Annotated in this window: 19 protein-coding genes; 14 read left to right on the top strand and 5 right to left on the bottom strand. The window is 56.1% G+C overall.

Annotation, left to right across the window (positions count from 1 at the left end):
• The 7 genes from DUD43_RS10955 (at nt 1) to DUD43_RS10925 (ending at nt 7,328) form a co-directional block, all read left to right on the top strand.
• Entirely contained in the window at nt 1–1,407 is a 1,407-nt protein-coding gene (locus tag DUD43_RS10955) for a FimV family protein (protein WP_153230317.1), read from the top strand.
• A gap of 12 nt (nt 1,408–1,419) precedes the next feature.
• Nucleotides 1,420–2,235, top strand: coding sequence for a tRNA pseudouridine(38-40) synthase TruA (truA, locus tag DUD43_RS10950; protein WP_153230316.1), 816 nt, complete (start codon nt 1,420–1,422; stop codon nt 2,233–2,235).
• Between the two features lie 185 nt (nt 2,236–2,420).
• Nucleotides 2,421–3,038: a TRAP transporter small permease subunit gene (locus tag DUD43_RS10945; RefSeq protein ID WP_153230315.1), complete on the top strand. Its 618-nt coding sequence runs from the start codon at nt 2,421–2,423 to the stop codon at nt 3,036–3,038.
• Between the two features lie 2 nt (nt 3,039–3,040).
• On the top strand, nt 3,041–4,714 hold the full coding sequence (locus DUD43_RS10940; RefSeq protein ID WP_153230314.1) for a TRAP transporter large permease: 1,674 nt from the start codon (nt 3,041–3,043) through the stop codon (nt 4,712–4,714).
• Nucleotides 4,715–4,775: 61 nt separating this feature from the next.
• On the top strand, nt 4,776–5,438 hold the full coding sequence (locus DUD43_RS10935) for a phosphoribosylanthranilate isomerase (RefSeq protein ID WP_153230313.1): 663 nt from the start codon (nt 4,776–4,778) through the stop codon (nt 5,436–5,438).
• Between the two features lie 97 nt (nt 5,439–5,535).
• Nucleotides 5,536–6,351, top strand: coding sequence for a TlpA disulfide reductase family protein (locus DUD43_RS10930; RefSeq protein WP_153230312.1), 816 nt, complete (start codon nt 5,536–5,538; stop codon nt 6,349–6,351).
• Between the two features lie 494 nt (nt 6,352–6,845).
• Nucleotides 6,846–7,328, top strand: a complete 483-nt coding sequence (locus DUD43_RS10925) for an urea amidohydrolase (protein WP_228125767.1) — start codon at nt 6,846–6,848, stop codon at nt 7,326–7,328.
• A gap of 149 nt (nt 7,329–7,477) precedes the next feature.
• Here the strand turns inward: DUD43_RS10925 and DUD43_RS10920 are convergent, their stop codons facing one another.
• Nucleotides 7,478–8,482, bottom strand: a complete 1,005-nt coding sequence (locus tag DUD43_RS10920) for a bile acid:sodium symporter family protein (protein WP_153231606.1) — start codon at nt 8,480–8,482, stop codon at nt 7,478–7,480.
• Between the two features lie 85 nt (nt 8,483–8,567).
• Between DUD43_RS10920 and DUD43_RS10915 the strand changes: the two genes are divergently transcribed.
• Complete coding sequence (locus DUD43_RS10915) at nt 8,568–9,395, top strand: AraC family transcriptional regulator (protein ID WP_035271826.1); 828 nt, start codon at nt 8,568–8,570, stop codon at nt 9,393–9,395.
• Here the strand turns inward: DUD43_RS10915 and DUD43_RS10910 are convergent.
• Together DUD43_RS10910 and crcB are read right to left on the bottom strand one after the other, a co-directional pair.
• A complete protein-coding gene (locus DUD43_RS10910; RefSeq protein WP_153230311.1) occupies nt 9,344–10,096 on the bottom strand; it encodes a glutamine amidotransferase in 753 nt (250 codons plus the stop codon). The genes DUD43_RS10915 and DUD43_RS10910 overlap by 52 nt on opposite strands.
• The gene (crcB, locus tag DUD43_RS10905) at nt 10,093–10,479 is read right to left on the bottom strand and encodes a fluoride efflux transporter CrcB (RefSeq protein ID WP_153230310.1); all 387 of its coding nucleotides are present in this window, start codon (nt 10,477–10,479) and stop codon (nt 10,093–10,095) included. The genes DUD43_RS10910 and crcB overlap by 4 nt, the downstream gene beginning before the upstream one ends.
• Nucleotides 10,480–10,678: 199 nt before the next feature.
• Here crcB and DUD43_RS10900 point away from each other — a divergent pair, with 199 nt between their 5' ends.
• From DUD43_RS10900 to DUD43_RS10890, 3 genes are all read left to right on the top strand, one after another.
• A complete protein-coding gene (locus tag DUD43_RS10900; RefSeq protein ID WP_153230309.1) occupies nt 10,679–12,331 on the top strand; it encodes an acyl-CoA synthetase in 1,653 nt (550 codons plus the stop codon).
• Between the two features lie 74 nt (nt 12,332–12,405).
• The gene (locus tag DUD43_RS10895) at nt 12,406–12,891 is read left to right on the top strand and encodes a YajQ family cyclic di-GMP-binding protein (RefSeq protein WP_108727566.1); all 486 of its coding nucleotides are present in this window, start codon (nt 12,406–12,408) and stop codon (nt 12,889–12,891) included.
• Nucleotides 12,892–12,939: 48 nt separating this feature from the next.
• Nucleotides 12,940–13,458: a GNAT family N-acetyltransferase gene (locus DUD43_RS10890; protein ID WP_376912118.1), complete on the top strand. Its 519-nt coding sequence runs from the start codon at nt 12,940–12,942 to the stop codon at nt 13,456–13,458.
• Between the two features lie 88 nt (nt 13,459–13,546).
• Here DUD43_RS10890 and DUD43_RS10885 read toward each other — a convergent pair whose 3' ends face one another.
• Both DUD43_RS10885 and DUD43_RS10880 read right to left on the bottom strand, forming a co-directional pair.
• Nucleotides 13,547–14,308, bottom strand: coding sequence for an ABC transporter permease (locus DUD43_RS10885; RefSeq protein ID WP_153230308.1), 762 nt, complete (start codon nt 14,306–14,308; stop codon nt 13,547–13,549).
• A complete protein-coding gene (locus DUD43_RS10880) occupies nt 14,305–15,249 on the bottom strand; it encodes an ABC transporter ATP-binding protein (RefSeq protein ID WP_153230307.1) in 945 nt (314 codons plus the stop codon). The genes DUD43_RS10885 and DUD43_RS10880 overlap by 4 nt, the downstream gene beginning before the upstream one ends.
• Nucleotides 15,250–15,310: 61 nt before the next feature.
• On the opposite strand from DUD43_RS10880, the gene tadA reads away from it, so the two are divergent.
• The 3 genes from tadA (at nt 15,311) to DUD43_RS10865 (ending at nt 18,523) form a co-directional block, all read left to right on the top strand.
• Nucleotides 15,311–15,859, top strand: coding sequence for a tRNA adenosine(34) deaminase TadA (gene tadA, locus DUD43_RS10875; protein ID WP_228125766.1), 549 nt, complete (start codon nt 15,311–15,313; stop codon nt 15,857–15,859).
• Nucleotides 15,860–15,898: 39 nt separating this feature from the next.
• On the top strand, nt 15,899–16,861 hold the full coding sequence (locus DUD43_RS10870; protein ID WP_153230306.1) for an LD-carboxypeptidase: 963 nt from the start codon (nt 15,899–15,901) through the stop codon (nt 16,859–16,861).
• 63 nt (nt 16,862–16,924) lie between these two features.
• Nucleotides 16,925–18,523: an ABC-F family ATPase gene (locus DUD43_RS10865; protein WP_153230305.1), complete on the top strand. Its 1,599-nt coding sequence runs from the start codon at nt 16,925–16,927 to the stop codon at nt 18,521–18,523.
• Nucleotides 18,524–18,527 lie beyond the last annotated feature (4 nt).

The raw sequence follows: 18,527 nt of genomic DNA, 5'->3' as shown, positions 1-18,527 counted from the left end.
ATGGCTGGCCGTCTGCATCCTGTACGTACGCTGGGTTCGGCCCTGCTATTGGCCGGGATGCTGGCGGCTGCGCCGGTTTCCGCTTTGGAAATCGGCCATAGTCGTCTGGTGTCGGCTCCCAATCAGGTTTTCAAGCTGGATGTGGGCATTCGACAGATCAGCCCTGAAGAAAGCTTGTCCCTGAAGGTGACACCCGCTCCCTTGTCGGCCTGGCAACAGGCTGGCTTGACCCCTCCGGTTGATTTGGACTCCCTGAAGGCCGTCATCGACCGGGACGGGCAGGGGCAAGTACGACGCATTCGGCTGTCCTCCGAGCAGATGTTCTCGGGTTCCGTGGCCGATGTGCTTTTGCAGATTCAAAGTGATAGTGGGCAGTTCCTGCATCAGGTCAGCGTGCTGGCTCCGGCCCCGGTGGCCGTGAAGGCAGTGGCTCAGCCACAAGCAGGCTATCAGGCTCTCGTGTCCGTGCAAGCCTCTGCGGCGGCTTCTGCCTCCAATGTGCAGACCCAAAGCGCGGTACGCGTGAAATCGGGTGATACCTTGCATGCTCTGGCGCGTCGCCATGCGGTGGACGGTGTCAGTTCTTATCAGTGGATGATGGCGGTTCAAAAACAGAACCCGAATGCCTTCATCGACCAGAACATGCACCGCCTGAAAGCGGGCCAAACACTACAGATTCCTGATGCGGCGGCCATGTTGTCCATCGACGATGCCCAGGCTCGCCGTTTCTACGTTGATCAGGCTCAGGCCTTGCGTTCCGCGATGCAAACCGGGCAGGATCAGGCGGATGCGTCCCAAGGTGTGGCACAAACTGGTTCCAGCGAGCCAGGTGCTCAGGCACAAGGCCAGGATCGTTTGCTCTTGTCGGCAGGGGCAGAAGCCCGTGACGCCAAACAGCAGTTGCAGCACGAGCTGCGCGAAACCGGCGATCGTGTCTCGCAACTGGAAGAGAATGTCTCCACTCTGGGCCGTGCCTTGCAGTCCCAGGGCGAGGCCGCTAAAGATCTAGTCCTGGATTCAGCGCAAGAGCTGGGTCTGGGTGACTCCGGCAGCGATGCTGCGACGGGTAATACTCATTCTGGCGCTTCAGGCGCCGCTGCTTCTGCCGCCGTGGCAGGAGCGATTGCCGCGCCATCCGAGTCCGAGCAGGGCAAGATGGCCGGTGCAGTTAACAAGGCAAAAAAGACCGTGTCCTGGATTCAAGAACATATGTTGGCCGTGATGGCCGTGGTACTGGCGTTGATTGTGGTCTTGGTGACCTGGGTCTTGCGCCGTGCCAATACCGAAAATCGCAATGGCGATGATTCTCCTGCGCCTGTCAGCGAAGCGATGGTTCGGGAAAAGCTGGAAAAAATCAATCTGGATCTGGACCAGCCGCCTTCGGACGAGCCTCCCGTTCGTCAGTAAGGCCAAGCCACCATGAGACGTATCGCATTGGGTGTCTGCTATGAAGGGACGCCCTGGCTGGGTTGGCAAAGTCAGGCCGGTGGCAACACCGTTCAAGATGTTTTGGAGCAGGCACTGGGCCGTTTTACGGCCCAGCCTGTTTCTACGATCTGTGCTGGTCGTACCGACACCGGCGTTCATGCCCTCAATCAAGTAGTTCATCTGGATACGGCTGCCGAGCGCAGCCTGGAGTCGTGGGTGCGCGGTTTGAATGCCTTGCTGCCGGACTCTGTTTCCGTGCAGTGGGCGCGCGAAGTGCCGGATGATTTTCATGCCCGCTTCTCGGCCCAAGGTCGTCACTACGTGTACCTGCTGCGTCAGCACCGGGTGCGTTCCCCCTTGTTGCATGGCCGAGTGGCCTGGGTGTTTCGTCCTTTGGACTTGGCCCTGATGCAAGAGGCTGCCCAGCATCTGGTGGGCGAGCACGACTTCAGCGCATTTCGTTCCTCGCAATGCCAGGCGGCCAGTCCGGTGCGCACCATGTCGCAGATACGGATTGAGCAGCAGGGCGATTTTTTCCTGTTCCGTTTCAGCGCCAATGCCTTTTTGCATCACATGATTCGCAATCTGATGGGTATGCTGATTTATATCGGACAAGGACGCCAGCCCCCATCCTGGGTGCTGCATTTGCTGGCTCAACGGGACCGTCGTTTATCGGCTCCGACTTTCGATGCCAGCGGCCTGTATCTGGCCGGGGTAGATTATCCCGAGCAGTTCGGCATTCCCACCAGCAATCCCTACGATTTGCTCTACGAGTTAAGTGGATTGCGCTTTGGTGAAACGGCCTGAAAAAAATCATGATTTAGCCCGTTTCTAAAGGGTTTATCCCCGGTATTCGAATCGGTTTCACATGCTTCAATCGTATAAAATGTGAAGCCATTTTCTTCTCTTACATTCTTATCTGTATAAGGCCGACCACCTTCGGGCATTAGCCACAAGCGAATCCAGAAGGCGACCATATCCTGAGCAAGGCCATGAAATTCTTCTTACGATTGTCTAGTTTGATCGACCGTCTGAATACGGTCGTTGGTAAGTCCGTGACTTGGCTGACCCTGATCGTGGTGTTGGTCAGTGCGATTAACGCCATCGTGCGTAAAGTGTTCGGCGTCAGCTCGAACTACTGGCTTGAATTGCAATGGTATTTGTTCGGTGCAATTTTCTTGCTGGCAGCGGGTTACACCTTCTTTGTCAATGAGCATGTACGGGTGGATGCCCTGGCGGAACGATTCCCGCCCCGGGTTCAGGTCTGGATCGATGTTATCGGCGTGATCTTTTTCCTTCTACCCGCCACACTGCTTATTTTCTGGCTCTCGATTCCCTTTTTCGAGCAATCCTATGTGCTTAACGAGCTTTCCTCCAATACCGGGGGGATGATACGTTGGCCGGTCAAGTTATTGATTCCCGTTGGCTTCTTTTTGTTAGCCCTGGCCGGTGTGTCGCATCTGATCAAATGCATAGGCTTTTTGCGTGGTGCTTGTCCTAATCCCTTGTTAAGAAATGGGGGGCTGAGTGCCGAGGAAGAGCTTGCCCAGGAAATCCGCGAGATTGCCCAGGCAAATGAAGCAACACTCTCTGTTTCCAAGGGCCAGTAACAATGGAATTCTTGACTGATAATCTGGCCCCGATCATGTTCATCAACTTGATCGTGTTTTTGCTGTTGGGCTTCCCGGTTACCTTCACGCTGTCTGCGATCGGTGTCCTGTACGGTCTGGTCGCCATCGAATTGGGCATGATGCAGCCGGCCTTGTTCCAGGCCTTGCCGCAACGGGTATTTGGCATTGTTGAAAACGATACCTTGCTGGCTGTTCCGTTCTTTACCCTGATGGGGCTGATTCTTGAGCGATCAGGGATGGCGGAGGACTTGCTGGACACTATTGGTCAGTTGTTCGGCCCGCTACGTGGTGGCCTGGCCATTGCCGTCGTGCTGGTTGGCGCCATGCTGGCCGCCACAACTGGTGTGGTGTCAGCTTCCGTGATTTCCATGGGTCTGATCTCCTTGCCCATCATGTTGCGCTACGGTTATGACCGCAGGCTGGCAACGGGGGTGATTGCCGCTTCCGGGACCTTGTCGCAGATCATTCCGCCCTCCATCGTACTGATCATTCTGGCTGACCAGTTGGGTCGCTCCATTGGTGATATGTACCGTGGCGCCATGCTCCCCGGTTTGCTGTTGACGGCGGTCTACATCCTCTACATCGTGGTGATGTCCTACATCAAGCCCAAATCGGCCCCGGCTTTGCCGCCCGAAGCGCGTATCTATGTTGAAGCTAACGGTAGCCGCGGCCTGACATCCCTGATTGTTCTGACGCTGGTCGCAACTGCGGTGGCGTATTTCGGTTCGCAGCACTACTTTGTCACGCACCCTAATATCCCGATGGACGAGCACGTGGTTGTGGTGCTGCTGCTGTGGGGCGTGACGGCCTGGGTGATCGCACTGATCAACAAGCTGCTCAAACTGAAAATGCTGTCCAAGATCGCCGAGCGCGTGGTCTTTGTGATGGTGCCACCTTTGTTCCTGATCTTCCTGGTGCTGGGCACGATCTTTATTGGCGTGGCAACTCCAACCGAGGGTGGGGCGATGGGGGCTGTGGGTGCCATCATCATGGCCGTATCCCGTGGTCGCCTGTCCTGGAAGCTGCTGCGTCAGGCCATGGAATCCACCACTCGTCTGTCCTGCTTTGTGGTCTTCATTCTGGTGGGCTCGACCGTCTTTAGCCTGAGCTTCCGTGGCATCAATGGCGACCTGTGGGTGGAGCACCTGCTGATCGACATGCCCGGCGGGGAATGGGGTTTCCTGATCATCGTCAGTCTCCTGACCTTCCTGCTGGCTTTCTTCCTGGACTTCTTTGAGCTGGCCTTTATTATTGTGCCGCTGCTTGGGCCGATTGCCGACAAGATGGGCATTGACCTGATCTGGTTCGGTGTCTTGCTGGCGGTCAATATGCAGACCTCCTTCATGCACCCGCCCTTTGGTTTTGCGCTGTTCTTCCTGCGTTCGGTGGCCCCGAAAGAGGACTACACCGACAAGGTCACGGGCGAGCGTATCAAGCGTGTGGCCACCACGGATATTTACTGGGGCTCGGTACCGTTTATTATCATTCAGTTGTTGATGGTAGCTGCCGTGCTGGTCTTCCCTGGGCTGGTCACGCACTACAAGCATGGTGAGGTACTGCTGGAAGATTCGCAGATCCAGTTCGGCACGGAATCGACTTACGGTTCTGACAGCTATGGGTTTGGGACGAATGACGCAGCCAGCGGTTTCCAATAAGCTTATTTCATGATTCACACGGGGGCACTTGGCCCCCGTTTTTTTTATTCAAGGATGTGTGATGTTCAGCCGTACCCGAGTCAAGATTTGTGGCTTTACCCGAGCGCAGGATATTGATGCTGCCGTGCAATTGGGCGCGGATGCGGTGGGATTTGTTTTCTACCCGAAAAGTGCCCGTATGTTGAGTACGGAGCAGGCGGTTGCCCTGCGTGCCCGCGTCCCGGCGTTTGTGCAGGCGGTCAGCCTGTTCGTGAATGCTTCCGAGAGTTTTGTGCGCGAAATTCTGGAGCAAGTGCAGCCGGATCTGCTGCAATTTCACGGTGAAGAAAGCCCGGAAGAATGCCGTCGCTACGCACATCCGTATATCAAGGCTTTTCGAGTGGGCGCGCCCGGTCTGGATACGGTGGACGGCCTGCTGGAACAATGCTTGAAGTATCAGGATGCTCGTGCCTGGCTGATGGACGGTTATCACGATGCCTATGGCGGTACAGGTACGGCTTTTGATCCGGAGCTGATCCAGGGGCTGCAAGCACGTCTGCAAGGCCAGGACGGCCTGCCACCGCTGGTGCTGGCCGGCGGCATGCGTATCGACAATGTGGCTGAACGCGTCGCCTTGCATCGTCCCTATGCCATTGACGTCAGCAGTGGAGTCGAGCTGGAACCCGGTATCAAATGCCGCACGAAAATGGGCCAATTCATGCAGATATTGAGCAGCGCTTCCTGACTTAGGGAATCTTTTAGCCGCGACGCTGTCTGTTCTTATTGCCCCGACCCGCTTATGGCGGGTCGGGTTTTATTTGGTCTTGTCAGGATTTATGTTTATGCAAAGCATACAGCTCGGTCCCTTTACCTTTGCCACGTCTTTATTTGCTTTTATGGTCGCGGCATTGCTGGGGCTGTTTCTGGCCGCCTGGCTGGATAGACGCAAGCAGACCCGAGCGGAATCGGTGTTGTGGCGCGCAATTATTCTGGGCGTTCTGGTCGGCCGTTTGGGCTTTCTGATCCAGCAGTGGCAGTTTTATCAAAGCGAACCCCTGAGCTGGCTGGATTTGCGCGATGGCGGTCTCATGATCCCGGCGGCGGTCACCGCAGGCTGGTTCTATGTGCTCTGGCGTGTGCTGCGTGACAAGGCCGTTTTGCCTGCGGTGTCGGGTGGACTGGCCGTTGGTGTCGCGGTTTTTTCACTGATCATGGTGGCGACAGGTAGAGGTGGGGTAGAAACAGCCATGCCATTACCCGAGATAGACCTGATCCCCATGCAGCTGGATGTCAGTGCTCCGGAAAATCTGGATCGGTATAAAGGCAAGGTCACGGTTGTGAACCTGTGGGCCAGTTGGTGCCCCCCATGCCGCCGCGAGATGCCCGCCTTCAAGCAAGTGCAATCGACCCGGTCTGATGTGAATATCGTGTTCGCCAATCAAGGCGAGGAACTGAAAGAGATCCAGCAGTATCTGAACGAGGAAAACCTGGAGCTGGGCAATATGTGGCGCGACCCGCAAATGAAGCTGGGTCAGGCTGTGCGTAGCCGAGGCTTGCCAACCACCTTGTTCCTGGATGAACAGGGGCGCTTGGTGGACGTGCGGGCAGGAGAGTTGTCCGCCGCAACCTTGAACGACAAGATCAACAAGTTGCAGTAAACAAAATGGGTTTGGCCTGAACGGGGACAGGACGATTTAAGCCAGAATTTTACCGTTGCCGTTGCCGTTGCCGTTGCCGTTGCCGTTGCCGCGGCCAAGGTTCGATGTTCGGGTCTGGCACGTGGGTGGCATTGTTTGCTGCGTGTTAAGCAGGGCGTTGGAGCAGAGGGCTGCTTCAGCGCTTTTTTTTGGCTTGAACTTGAAATTGGGGTCTTGCGCAGATATCAGCCAAGAATAAATTGTTTGCTGTTTGCTGTTTGCTGTTTGCTGTTTGCTGTTTGCTGTTTGCTGTTTGATAAGTCCTCTATTGGGTTTTTAATATTTAATAATGTTTAATTTAAATATTTTTATTTTTGTCTTAATCCATTGATTAGGTGCGATGCTGTTTTTTGATTATTTAATTCAATCAGGGAATAGTGTTTTTTTTGAGTTTTAAGACTATATCCACTGCTACTATGTGCCGAGGTTTTTCATCTGTTTATAAGGATTTATCCATGAATTTGACAGATAAAGGCACGAAGACTGCCAAGCTTTCAGCACCCGATAGAGTTATTTATGCAGACAACCATCTTATTCATGGGCCGGATGATATTACGGCCTATATGAAAGGTGTTTGTTATGATGCCGCGGCTTATATGCGTTATTTATATAACGCCAAAATCAGCTATGAACAATTAACATCCATATCTGCCCAGAACTGGTTGCCTTTATTTAATTTCCCCAAAGGCAGGAAGTGGGATGGACAAAGCTCTTTACCCGGTGGGAAAGCCATTGGGTTTTGCCGAGTTACTGGCATGCAGTTCTTCCATGCAGCCATTGCGGTGGGCGGGACCGAGATCCGGGCAATCAATGGTGGTCTGCTGGGGGCGGGGTGGCTGCATCCTGTTGATTTGCGCAAGGTGCTGAATCAAAAGAATCCGGATGGCTCGTTCAAGTACGACGGGACCAATATTTTTGTGTACATCTCGGATCTGTAAATAGGCTGAAACCGGCCATTGAAAAAGCGCCTGAAGATTGGCTATCCAGCCGCCTGCAGGAGCAATTCAAAGTGCCGGTTTTGCTTTGAGATCTACTCAGTAAAAAGCCTGGTTTCCAGGAAACCAGGCCTTTTTTATTTGCCTTGTGATCAGGCCTTTTGCAGGCTGATTTTTTCTTCCGGCGTTTCCGGGCGCTGCGCATAACGATTCGCAATGAATGCGCAAGCCATCAACTGAATCTGGTGGAAGATCATGATGGGCAGCAGGGCCGGGCCAATGGCAGCGCCGGTAAACAGCACCTGGGCCATGGGCACGCCAGTTGCCAGACTTTTCTTGGAGCCACCGAAGACAATCGTGATTTCGTCTTCTTTATTGAAGCCCAGCTTACGAGCCAGCCAGGTGGTCAGGAACAGGATGATAGCCAGCAAGACCAGGCAGACCACGGCCAGGATGGCCAGGGACTTGGGCGGTACGGCTTGCCACAGGCCACCAATCACCGAAGCACTGAAAGCGGTGTAGACAACCAGCAAGATGGAGGACTGGTCCACACTACGCAGCCATTTACGGTTGCGGTCCATCCATTTGCCAATCAGGGGGCGCATCAGGTGGCCGACCACAAAGGGCAGCAACAATTGCAGACTGATCTTCTTGATGGCATCCAGGGTCGAGGTAGCCGAGCCACCGTCTGCATCCAGCAGGAGCTTGAGCAAAACGGGTGTAAGCACAATACCGATCAGGCTGGAGGCCGAGGCGCTGCAAATCGCGGCGGGCACATTACCGCGAGCAATCGAGGTAAAGGCAATGGCCGATTGCACGGTGCCGGGCAGGGCGCACATGTACAGAATGCCCACAAACAGGGGCATGCCCAGCAAGGGCAGCAAAAGGGGCTTGGACAGCAGGCCCAGCAGCGGAAACATCACGAAGGTGCAGCCAAAGACCAGCAGGTGCAAACGCCAGTGGGTGGCCCCGGCAATGATGGCTTCGCGGGACAGCTTGGCCCCGTGCATGAAGAACAGCAGGGCAATCGCCAGACCAGTGATCACGTCAAAGATCACTGCGCCCTGGCCGTAGGCGGGAAAGAAGCTTGCCAGTGCCACAACGCTGATCAGGATCAGGGTGAAGTTGTCAAAAAGCAGTCGCAGTTGAGAGAGCATGGGTTTGTTAGAGGCTTGAAAGGCTTGCGTAATGAAAGGCATCACTTTACCGTAGACCTTTTTGGGGGTTTATCGCTAAACGGATATGGATTATCGACAAACGGACATTCTGATGCCTGCTGAGCGGATTCCAGAGAGTTTGCAGCAGCTGCGTTATCTGCCCAGACCTTTATACGGTCAGGAGCGCACCTTGCCCAATCAGGCCATTGCTCGCCCACATCGGCATCCCTGGGTGCAGTTTTCCTATGCGTTGACGGGGGTGATTGAAGTGCGTACGGCCAGCGGGCGCTTCATGGCGCCGCCTCAACAGGCGGTGTGGGTGCCAGCGGGCGTGGAGCATGGGGTGCGCAGCTCGCCCGATGCCCAGATTCGCAGTCTGTATATTGATGTCAGCGCCTTGCCAGAGGCGCCTACGGTGTGTCGGGTGGTGGTCGTAGACCGTTTATTGCGCGAGCTGATCCGCGAGTTCAGCCTTTTGCCCGTGCTGTACGAACGCGAGGGGGCGCAGGGACGTCTGGTACAGGTCTTGCTGGATCGTTTGTTGGCCGCGCCTGAAAGTGGCCTGATTCTGCCCTGGCCTTCAGACCCGCGCCTCTTGCAGGTATGCGAGCAATTGCAGGCCCAGCCATCAGGCGATTGGAGTTTGCAGGATTTGGCCGAGCAACAGGGCTTGTCCGAAAAAACCTTGAGCCGTCTGTTTCGTCAGCAAACTGGGCTGACGTTTCGTGTTTGGCGTCAGCGCTTGCGTGTCATGAGTGCCTTGCCCTTGCTGGAGCGACAGGAGCGTGTGACCGACGTTGCTTTGGCCTGTGGCTATGAAAGCATGTCGGCCTTTGTGGCCGCTTTTCGGGACTTGATGGGTCAAACGCCCGGTGAGTTTTTTCGCCGCCCATTGGGGCCGCTGGACGAATAAGTCTGCACAAAATTGCACAGCAGGCGATGGGCGTCGGGCGTGTCCTGAATGGGATCTGCCAGAGTTTGCGGGTCTATGCCCTGGGCACGCCAGGATTCGGCCTTGCGCAGCACGCAGTAACGTAGCAGTCCAGCAAAAAACTCAGGGTGAAACTGGATCGACCATTGCGCGGGTCCGTAACGCAGAATTTGATGCGGATCGTGCGCAGAGCTGCCCAGTATTTCTACATGGGCCGGCAAGCTCAGCACGCTTTGCTGGTGCGTGAGCAGAGCAGGGAACTGCATGGGCAGATTGGCCAGCAGCTCATGTTCGTGGGCCTGTTCGGACAAGTGAATGGGCAGATAACCGACTTCGGCCCCTTTGGGGTGGTAATCCACGTGCCCGCCCAAGGCGTGAGCCATTAATTGATGGCCATAGCAAATACCCAGCAAGGGCATTTGTGCCTGATAACGCTCCCGAATCCAGGCAGCCAGGTTTTCACTCCAGTCCAGCTTGTCGGTGACCATGCTCCAGGAGCCGCTGATCACCACAGGGTCCGGGCAATCCGGTGCAGGCAGGGCCTCGTCCTGATGGACTCGCCAGGTGTGGATATTCACATCCAGAGGCTGCAAGGCGCGCTTGAACCAGGCATTCTGATTGCCAAAGCGCTGCTCGACATCGGGAGGAGGGGAACCGGCTTGAAAAAAATGTACATCTATCATGCTTGCCCCCGAAACAGACTCCACGTGGCCATGCCCAGGCCCAGCATCAGCAGGGAACCGACAACGTGGATGGCAATGCCGCCCATGGCCCATAGATAACGCTGTTGCATCATCAAGGTCATGATCTCGGCAGAGAAGGTAGAAAAAGTGGTCAGGCCGCCCAGAAAACCCGTCATGACAAACATGCGCCAGCCTTCGTGACCCAGGCCCAGGCCGCTGAAATAGGCCATCGCGATACCCATCAGATAGCCGCCAATCAAGTTAGCCAGCAAAGTACCAGGGGGCAGTGTAGGGAACAGGGCATTCAAAGCCTGACTCAAGAACCAACGCGCCAATGCGCCCAGGGCACCACCGGCGGCGATATACAGCATGGCTACGGGCATGAAAGGCCTTCAGGTAGGGGGCAAACTGTCAGCGAGCAGTCAGCCGGTCGCGATATATACCTAAGATAGCGTGTCATTATGCGCTTCTATGGCTGAAAAGGCGACCTTGCCCAAAGGCCCGTAGCCAGCTAATGTAAGAGCGCAATTATCAGACGGACCGCCGTGAATTTCGGTTAGCCCGCCCTTTTTTGGAGACTTTGTGGTGAGTATTTACGATCAGGATTTGCCCCAGACAGACGCCAACTACCGTGTTTTGTCCCCGCTGGATTTCATCGAGCGCAGTGCTTTTGTCTACCCTGACTACCCGGCTCTGGTTTACGGGCCCGCCCAAAACGGCATCAAGATGAGCTGGTCGCAGCTGTACGCCCGCACCCGTCAGCTGGGCAGTGCGCTGTCCAAGGCCGGGGTTGGCAAAGGCGACACTGTGGCCGTGATGCTGCCCAATACTCCGCCCATGGTTCAGGCACACTTTGGCGTGCCCATGTGCGGCGCTGTACTGAACACTTTGAATACCCGTCTGGATGCCAGCACCATCGCCTATATGCTGGATCACGGCGAAGCGCGTGCGGTGCTGGTGGACAGCGAGTTTGCCGCCGTCATGAAAGAAGCCTTGAGCCTGCGCGAAAGCAAAGAGCCCATTCTGGTCATTGACGTCGTGGACAACTACTTTGACACGGGTGCCGAGCGTATCGGCTCGCAAAGCTACGAGGAGTTCGTGGACGGTGGCGACCCGGATTACGACTGGAAACTACCCGCCAACGAGTGGGACGCGATTGCCCTGAACTACACCAGCGGTACCACCGGCAAGCCCAAAGGTGTGGTCTATCACCACCGTGGCGCGTATCTGGGTGCCTTGTCCAACGTCTTGGAATGGGATATGCCCAAGCATGCGGTCTATCTGTGGACCCTGCCCATGTTCCATTGCAATGGTTGGACTTTCCCCTGGGTGGTGGCGGCTCGCGCTGGCGTGAACGTCTGTTTGCGCAAGGTGGAAGCCCAGGCCATGGTCGACAATATGGTCGATTACGGTGTTACCCACTACTGTGGCGCGCCGATTGTGCACTCCCTGCTGGTCAATTCCGACGAAGCCTTGAAGTCCCGCCTGCCCAAGGGCGTGTCAGCCATGGTGGCGGGTGCTGCGCCTCCTGCCACCATGATCGAAGGCATGGAGCGCATGGGCTTTGCACTGACCCACGTTTACGGCCTGACCGAAACCTATGGTCCCGCGTCGGTCTGTGCGCAGCATGCTCCCTGGGGGGAGCTGGATATTCAGGAACGCGCCAAGCGCAATGCTCGTCAAGGGGTGCGCTACCACCTGCAAGGGGGCGTACAGGTTCTGGACCCGCAAACCATGGAACCCGTCCCTGCCGATGGCGAGACCATGGGCGAGATCATGTTCCGCGGCAATATCACCATGAAGGGCTACCTGAAAAACGCCAAGGCCACGGAAGAATCTCTGGGCGGCGGCTGGTTTCATACCGGCGACCTGGCCGTGTGCGAGCCGGACGGCTATGTACGCATCAAGGATCGCAGCAAGGACATCATCATTTCCGGGGGCGAGAACATTTCCTCCATCGAGATTGAAGACGTCATGTATCGCCATCCTGCCGTGCAGGCGGCGGCCGTTGTGGCTCAGCCTGACGAGCGTTGGGGTGAAGCACCGCACGTCTATGTGGAGCTGCGCCCAGGTGCGGAGGTGACCGTGGAAGAACTGCGCGCGCATTGCCGCCAGTACTTGGCTGGCTTTAAAATACCGCGACATTTCAGTTTTATTGAGTTGCCAAAAACGGCAACAGGTAAAATACAGAAATTCGCGCTGCGTCAGCAGGCCAAGCAAGCCGCTTCGGACTAAGACCAGCGTTTTCTAAAAAGCACACAGGTCGCTTTAGGCGGCCTGTCTGCACTTAAGGAACAGGACGGTTAGGAATGCCATCTTTTGACGTTGTATCCGAGGTCAACACCCACGAACTGCGTAATGCAGTTGAACAAGCCAGCCGCGAACTGGCCACCCGTTTTGACTTCAAAGGTACGGATGCCAAATTTGAACTTGAAGACGAGAACACCATCTTGCAATCGGCACCCAGCGTGTTTCAGCTGGAGCAAATGATGCAGATTCTGCGTGGCCGTATTGCTGCCCGCGGTATTGATGTGCGTTGCCTGGACACCGAGAAGGTTCTGGAAAACGTGGCTGGTGCCCGTCAGAAAGTGAAAGTGCGCCAGGGTCTGGACCAGCCTACGTCCAAGAAACTGATTGCCGCCATCAAGAACGCCAAGCTGAAAGTGGACACGCAGATTCAAGGTGAAAAACTGCGCGTAACCGGCAAGAAACGGGACGACTTGCAGGCTGCCATCGCTCTGTTGAAACAGACCGAAGTGGAATTGCCTTTGCAGTACGATAATTTCCGCGACTAAACCGAGTGAAACGGCACGGTGGTGGCGTGACGCTGCCGTGTATCAGCCATGAATTTACGAATTGAATTAATGCGTTTGCACGATCTGGGCCAGGTGCTGGAAGTCCAGGCGGATGTGTACGACGCGGATATTCTGGAAGACCGCAGCTTTTATCAGAACCGTCTGGATCTGGCGCCTGACAGCTGCTGGGTGGCACGCGATGCCGACAATCAATTGCAAGGCTATTTGGTGTCCTATCCGTGGGCGGGCCTGTTGCCACCGTCTCTGGGCGATGCGCTGAACAGCCTGCCTTCACCTGCAGACCAATGGTTTATTCACGACTGCGCTGTGATGCGTCGTGCGCAAGGTCGTGGGGTAGCCGGAGCCTTGTTGCAAGCCGGTCGCCGCTATGCCTGGCAGCGTGGCTTGCGTCGTTGCAGTCTGGTGTCCTTGGGACCTGCCGTGGGCTATTGGCAGCGTCTGGGCTACAAGCCGATTGAAGGTGTACCTGCACCCGTGCTGGAAGCAAAGCTGCGCCAGTATGGTGAGCAAGCCAGTTTCATGGATTGCGCGGTGCGTCCTGATTGATCTGGCCTGACTGCGCGTTCAGTATTTTGCGAATGCGTGTTCTGTTCGACTTGCCAAAAAAAAGCCGGGATATTCCCGGCTTTTTTATTTACGGGCGCAATCTATAGCCCGTTTTGAAGATCCAGCCCGCCACGGCAAGAAACACGCTTAAAAACAGCAGTGTCATGCCCAGGCTCAGCCACACATTCACATCGCCAAGATCAAAGAAGCTCCAGCGAAAGCCGCTGATCAGGTACAGCACCGGGTTCAGCAAGGTCAGTTTTTGCCAGAACTCGGGCAGCATGTCGATGGAGTAGAAGGTGCCGCCCAAAAAGGTGAGCGGGGTCAGAATCAGCATGGGCACGAATTGCAGCTTTTCAAAGTTGTCGGCCCAGATACCGATAATGAAACCTAGCAGGCTGAAGGTCAGGGCGGTCAGTGCCAGAAAGCACAGCATCCAGATGGGGTGGGCAATCTCGTAAGGCACAAACAGCCGCGCCGTGATCAGGATGATGGCGGCCAGAAACAGCGACTTGGTGGCTGCTGCGCCCACAAAGGCCAGGGTCACCTCGAAGTGTGAAATGGGCGCAGACAGAATCTCGTAGATATTGCGAGTAAAGCGCGGAAAGTAAATCCCGAAAGCGGCGTTGGAGACGCTATGGGTCAGCACTGACAGCATGGTCAGACCAGGCACGATAAAGGCGCCGTAGGGCACACCGCCAATTTCATTGATGCGATGACCAATGGCAGCGCCAAACACCACAAAATACAAGGCTGTAGAAATCACGGGTGCCACAATGCTTTGCAGCAGGGTGCGTCGGGTGCGCGACATTTCGTAGCGGTAAATGGCCAGAATGGCGTACCAGTTCATGATTGTGCCCCTACAAACTCAACGTAAATATCTTCCAGACTGCGCTCGCGGGTATGGATGTCGGTAATCGTCAAGCCCGCCTGTCCAACCGCTGCCAGCAAGCTGCTCAAGTCATGGTCCTGTGCGCGGTTGGCCAAGGGGTAGAGAAGGCTCATTCCGTCCGCCGCAGTTTGCAGTCCCAGCGCATCCAGAGAGGCGGGCAGGGTGCTGATGGGCTCGGCCAGATTCAGATTCAGGGTTTTACCGCCCAGGCGGCGCATCAGATTGTCTTTGGTTTCCACCAGTTGCAAGGAACCTTTATTGATGAAGCCAATGCGGTCGGCCATCTCCTGGGCTTCTTCGATGTAGTGGGTGGTCAGAATAATGGTGACGCCCTGGCTGCGCAGCCGCTTCACCAAGGCCCACATGCCTTGACGCAAGGCCACGTCCACCCCTGCGGTGGGTTCATCCAGAAACAGGATTTCCGGTTCGTGGGAAAGCGCCTTGGCAATCAGCACGCGGCGTTTCATGCCGCCCGAGAGCGTAATCAAGGGGCTGTCTTTTTTGTCCCACAGTGACAGGTCCTTCAGAATCTGTTCGATCAGCGCCGGATTGGGCGCTTTGCCAAACAGACCACGACTGAAGCTGACGGTATTCCAGACCGTCTCGAAGGAGTCGGCACTCAGCTCTTGTGGCACCAGCCCAATTTTCTGGCGGGCGCGCTTGTAGTCGATGACATTGTCTGCACCATCTACCAGCACAGTGCCGCTGCTGCGATTGACCAGCCCGCAGATAATGCTGATCAGGGTGGTTTTGCCTGCGCCGTTGGAGCCGAGCAGGGCGAAAATCTCGCCCCGCCAGATGTCCAGGTCCAAAGCGTGCAGGGCTTGATGCCCGTTTGCGTATTGTTTGCTCAGGCCTCGAACACGCAAAATAGCGTGAGAATCAGGAGTGTTCTGCATAGACAGTAAAATGACCCTTTTGCTGTGCCGACAGGGTTTGAATAACGCAATGGATTTAACGATGCCAACTAGCTTACCACCGCAAACAGAGAGTGACGTTTTGAGTGATGCTCAGGCTATGGTTTTAGCTCTGGAACAGGCTCAACTGGCGGCCAGCATCGGAGAGGTGCCCGTAGGTGCCGTACTATTGGATGCGGACGGCAGGCTGCTTTCTGTAGGCTCCAATCGCACGGTTTGTGACCATGATCCCACCCAGCATGCCGAGATCGTGGCCTTGCGCGCCGCGACGCGTAAAGTCGGCAATTACCGCTTGCCCGGCGCCAGCCTGTTTGTGACGCTGGAACCTTGCATGATGTGTCTGGGCGCTTTGTTGCATGCGCGCCTGTCGCGTGTGGTGTGGGCCGCAGCCGATCCGAAGACCGGGGTGTGTGGCAGTGTGGAGTCCTTGCATCTGCATCCCACCCTGAATCACCACACGCGGGTTTCGGGTGGTTTGATGTCCGAGGATGCGGCCCAGGCCCTGCGGGATTTTTTCCGCCAACGACGCGAACAAAAGAAGTTGCAAAAGCAGGCTCAAACTGTCCAATCGCCGCTGGATGACGCCCAGTAGTCTCGCTAAAATAGCAGCACTTTATTTTCAAGGTTAATCATGAGCAGCCCCGAGCACGACCATCATCACCATCACCACGAACATGGCGAATACCATTGTGGGCAGCAGGACAGTTCGGGCATTTATCTGTTTTCGCCCTCTGGCCAGATCCTTGAACCCAAACGCCTGGAGCTGGCCAGCCAGCGTCTGAACCAGCTGGGCTTTGCCGTGGACATAGACCCGGACGCTCTGGCAGTGCACGAACGCTTTGCCGGTACGGACGCCCAGCGTCTGGCCGCTGTACAGCGCGCCTTGCAGCAGCCCCAGCCTATTGTGATGGCGACACGCGGCGGCTACGGCTTAAGCCGCATTCTGGGCCAGATCGATTGGCGTGCAGTGGCCGATAGCGGCAAACGTTTTGTGGGCATGTCGGATTTCACGGCCTTCAATCTGGCCTTGTTGGCGCAGACCGGGGCCATCAGCTATACCGGCCCGACCGCGATTGCCGACTTCGGTGGCGATGAAACTGACGAGCTGACGACCGAGCTGTTTGGGGAGTTGATGCGTGGCGAGCTGGAGCTGTTCAGCTTTGAGTCCGAGGATTCGGATGCGGTCGATGGCCACGGTGTTCTGTGGGGGGGCAATCTGGCCCTGGTTTGCTCCTTGCTGGGCACGCCGTACTTCCCCCAGATTGATGGTGGCATCTTGTTCCTGGAAGACGTGGGCGAAGCTCCGTACCGGGTCGAGCGTATGTTGACGCAACTTTGGCATGCTGGCGTGCTGAATCGCCAGATGGCAGTGGTGCTGGGCCGTTTCACGGCTTACAAGACCGGGGCTTCGGATAACGGCTTTGATATGGACTCGGTGGTGCGCTGGTTGCGTGAGACCGTCAAGGTTCCGGTCGTAACGGGCTTGCCTTATGGCCATGTGGACGTCAAGGTCAGTCTGCCTGTTGGCAAGGAAGTGGGCCTGGCCACCGAGGACGGCATGGCTTATCTGGTCCTGGATGAACACGAGCACTAACGGATTTCGCGCCTGCTTGATACACTACTGGGTTGAACTCAACCTTTTTCAAAGTACGTTTACGTGATCTCCACCGCTAATTTAACGATCCAGTTTGGTGCCAAGCCTTTATTTGAAAACGTCAGTGTCAAACTGGGCGGAGGCAACCGCTATGGCCTGATTGGTGCCAACGGGTCGGGCAAGTCTACCTTCATGAAAATCATTGGCGGCGACCTGGAGCCAAGCGGGGGTAATGTATCGCTGGATCCAGGCGTGCGCCTGGGCAAGCTGCGTCAGGACCAGTTTGCTTACGAAGACAAACGTGTGCTGGATGTGGTGCTGATGGGCCACACCGAAATGTGGAGCACCATGCAAGAGCGTGATGCTATCTACGACAACCCGGAAGCCACCGAAGAAGACTACATGAAGGCCGCCGAGCTGGAGGCCCGTTTTGCCGAGTACGACGGCTACACCGCCGAGAGCCGCGCCGGTGAGTTGCTGATGGGCCTGGAAATTCCGGTCGAACAGCACCAGTTGCCCATGAGCGAAGTTGCTCCGGGCTGGAAACTGCGTGTGCTGCTGGCACAGGCCCTGTTCTCCAACCCCGATGTTCTGCTGCTGGACGAGCCGACCAACAACCTGGATATCAACACCATTCGTTGGCTGGAAGATGTGCTCAACAGCTACCAGAGCACGATGATCATCATCAGTCACGATCGTCACTTCCTGAATCAGGTCTGCACCCATATGGCCGACCTGGATTACGGCGAGCTGCGTGTCTACCCCGGCAACTACGACGATTACATGCTGGCTTCGGTGCAATCGCGCGAACGCGTGCTGGCGGCCAACTCCAAGGCCAAAGAGCGTATTGGCGAGCTGCAGGACTTTGTGCGTCGTTTTGCCGCCAACAAGTCCAAGTCCCGTCAGGCTACCTCTCGCCTGAAACAGATTGGTCGTCTGAAGGCAGACACCATCGAGGTGAAGCCTTCTTCGCGTCAGAACCCATTTATCCGTTTTGAACAGAAAAAAGTTCTGCACCGTCTGGCTGTCACCATCGAGGGGCTGAGCAAGTCCTACGATCACCCCATCATCAAGAACTTCTCGGCCATGATTGATGCGGGCGAGAAAATCGCGATTGTGGGTGCAAACGGTGTGGGTAAGACCACCTTGCTGCGCTTGCTGGCTGGCGATCTGACCCCGGACAGCGGCTCGGTCGTCTGGTCCGAGAACGCCGATATTGGCTATATGGCTCAGGACGTGTCGGACGAGTTCGACACCGAAGACAATGTGTTTGACTGGATCAGCCACTACCGTCAAGCGGGCGACGACGATCAGTCCTTGCGCTCCGTGCTGGGTCGCATGCTGTTCTCGGCCGATGACATCATCAAACCCGTGAAAGTGTTGTCCGGTGGCGAGAAAAACCGCATGACCTTCTCGCGCCTGATGCTGGGCCGTCACAACGTCATGCTCCTGGACGAACCAACCAACCACCTGGACATGGAATCGATCGAGTCCTTGCAGATGGCCATGGAGAAGTTTGAAGGCACCCTGATTTTCGTGTCCCATGACCGCGAGTTCGTCTCTGGCGTGGCAACCCGCATTATCGAAGTGATGCCTGAAGGCCGTCTGGTGGATTACCGCGGTGGCTACGAAGACTACCTGGCCAGCCGCGAGCAGGACTGAGGCT

Source organism: Alcaligenes faecalis, assembly GCF_009497775.1.
Taxonomy (GTDB): domain Bacteria; phylum Pseudomonadota; class Gammaproteobacteria; order Burkholderiales; family Burkholderiaceae_B; genus Alcaligenes; species Alcaligenes faecalis_D.
This window is presented reverse-complemented; position numbering and strand designations above follow the sequence as displayed.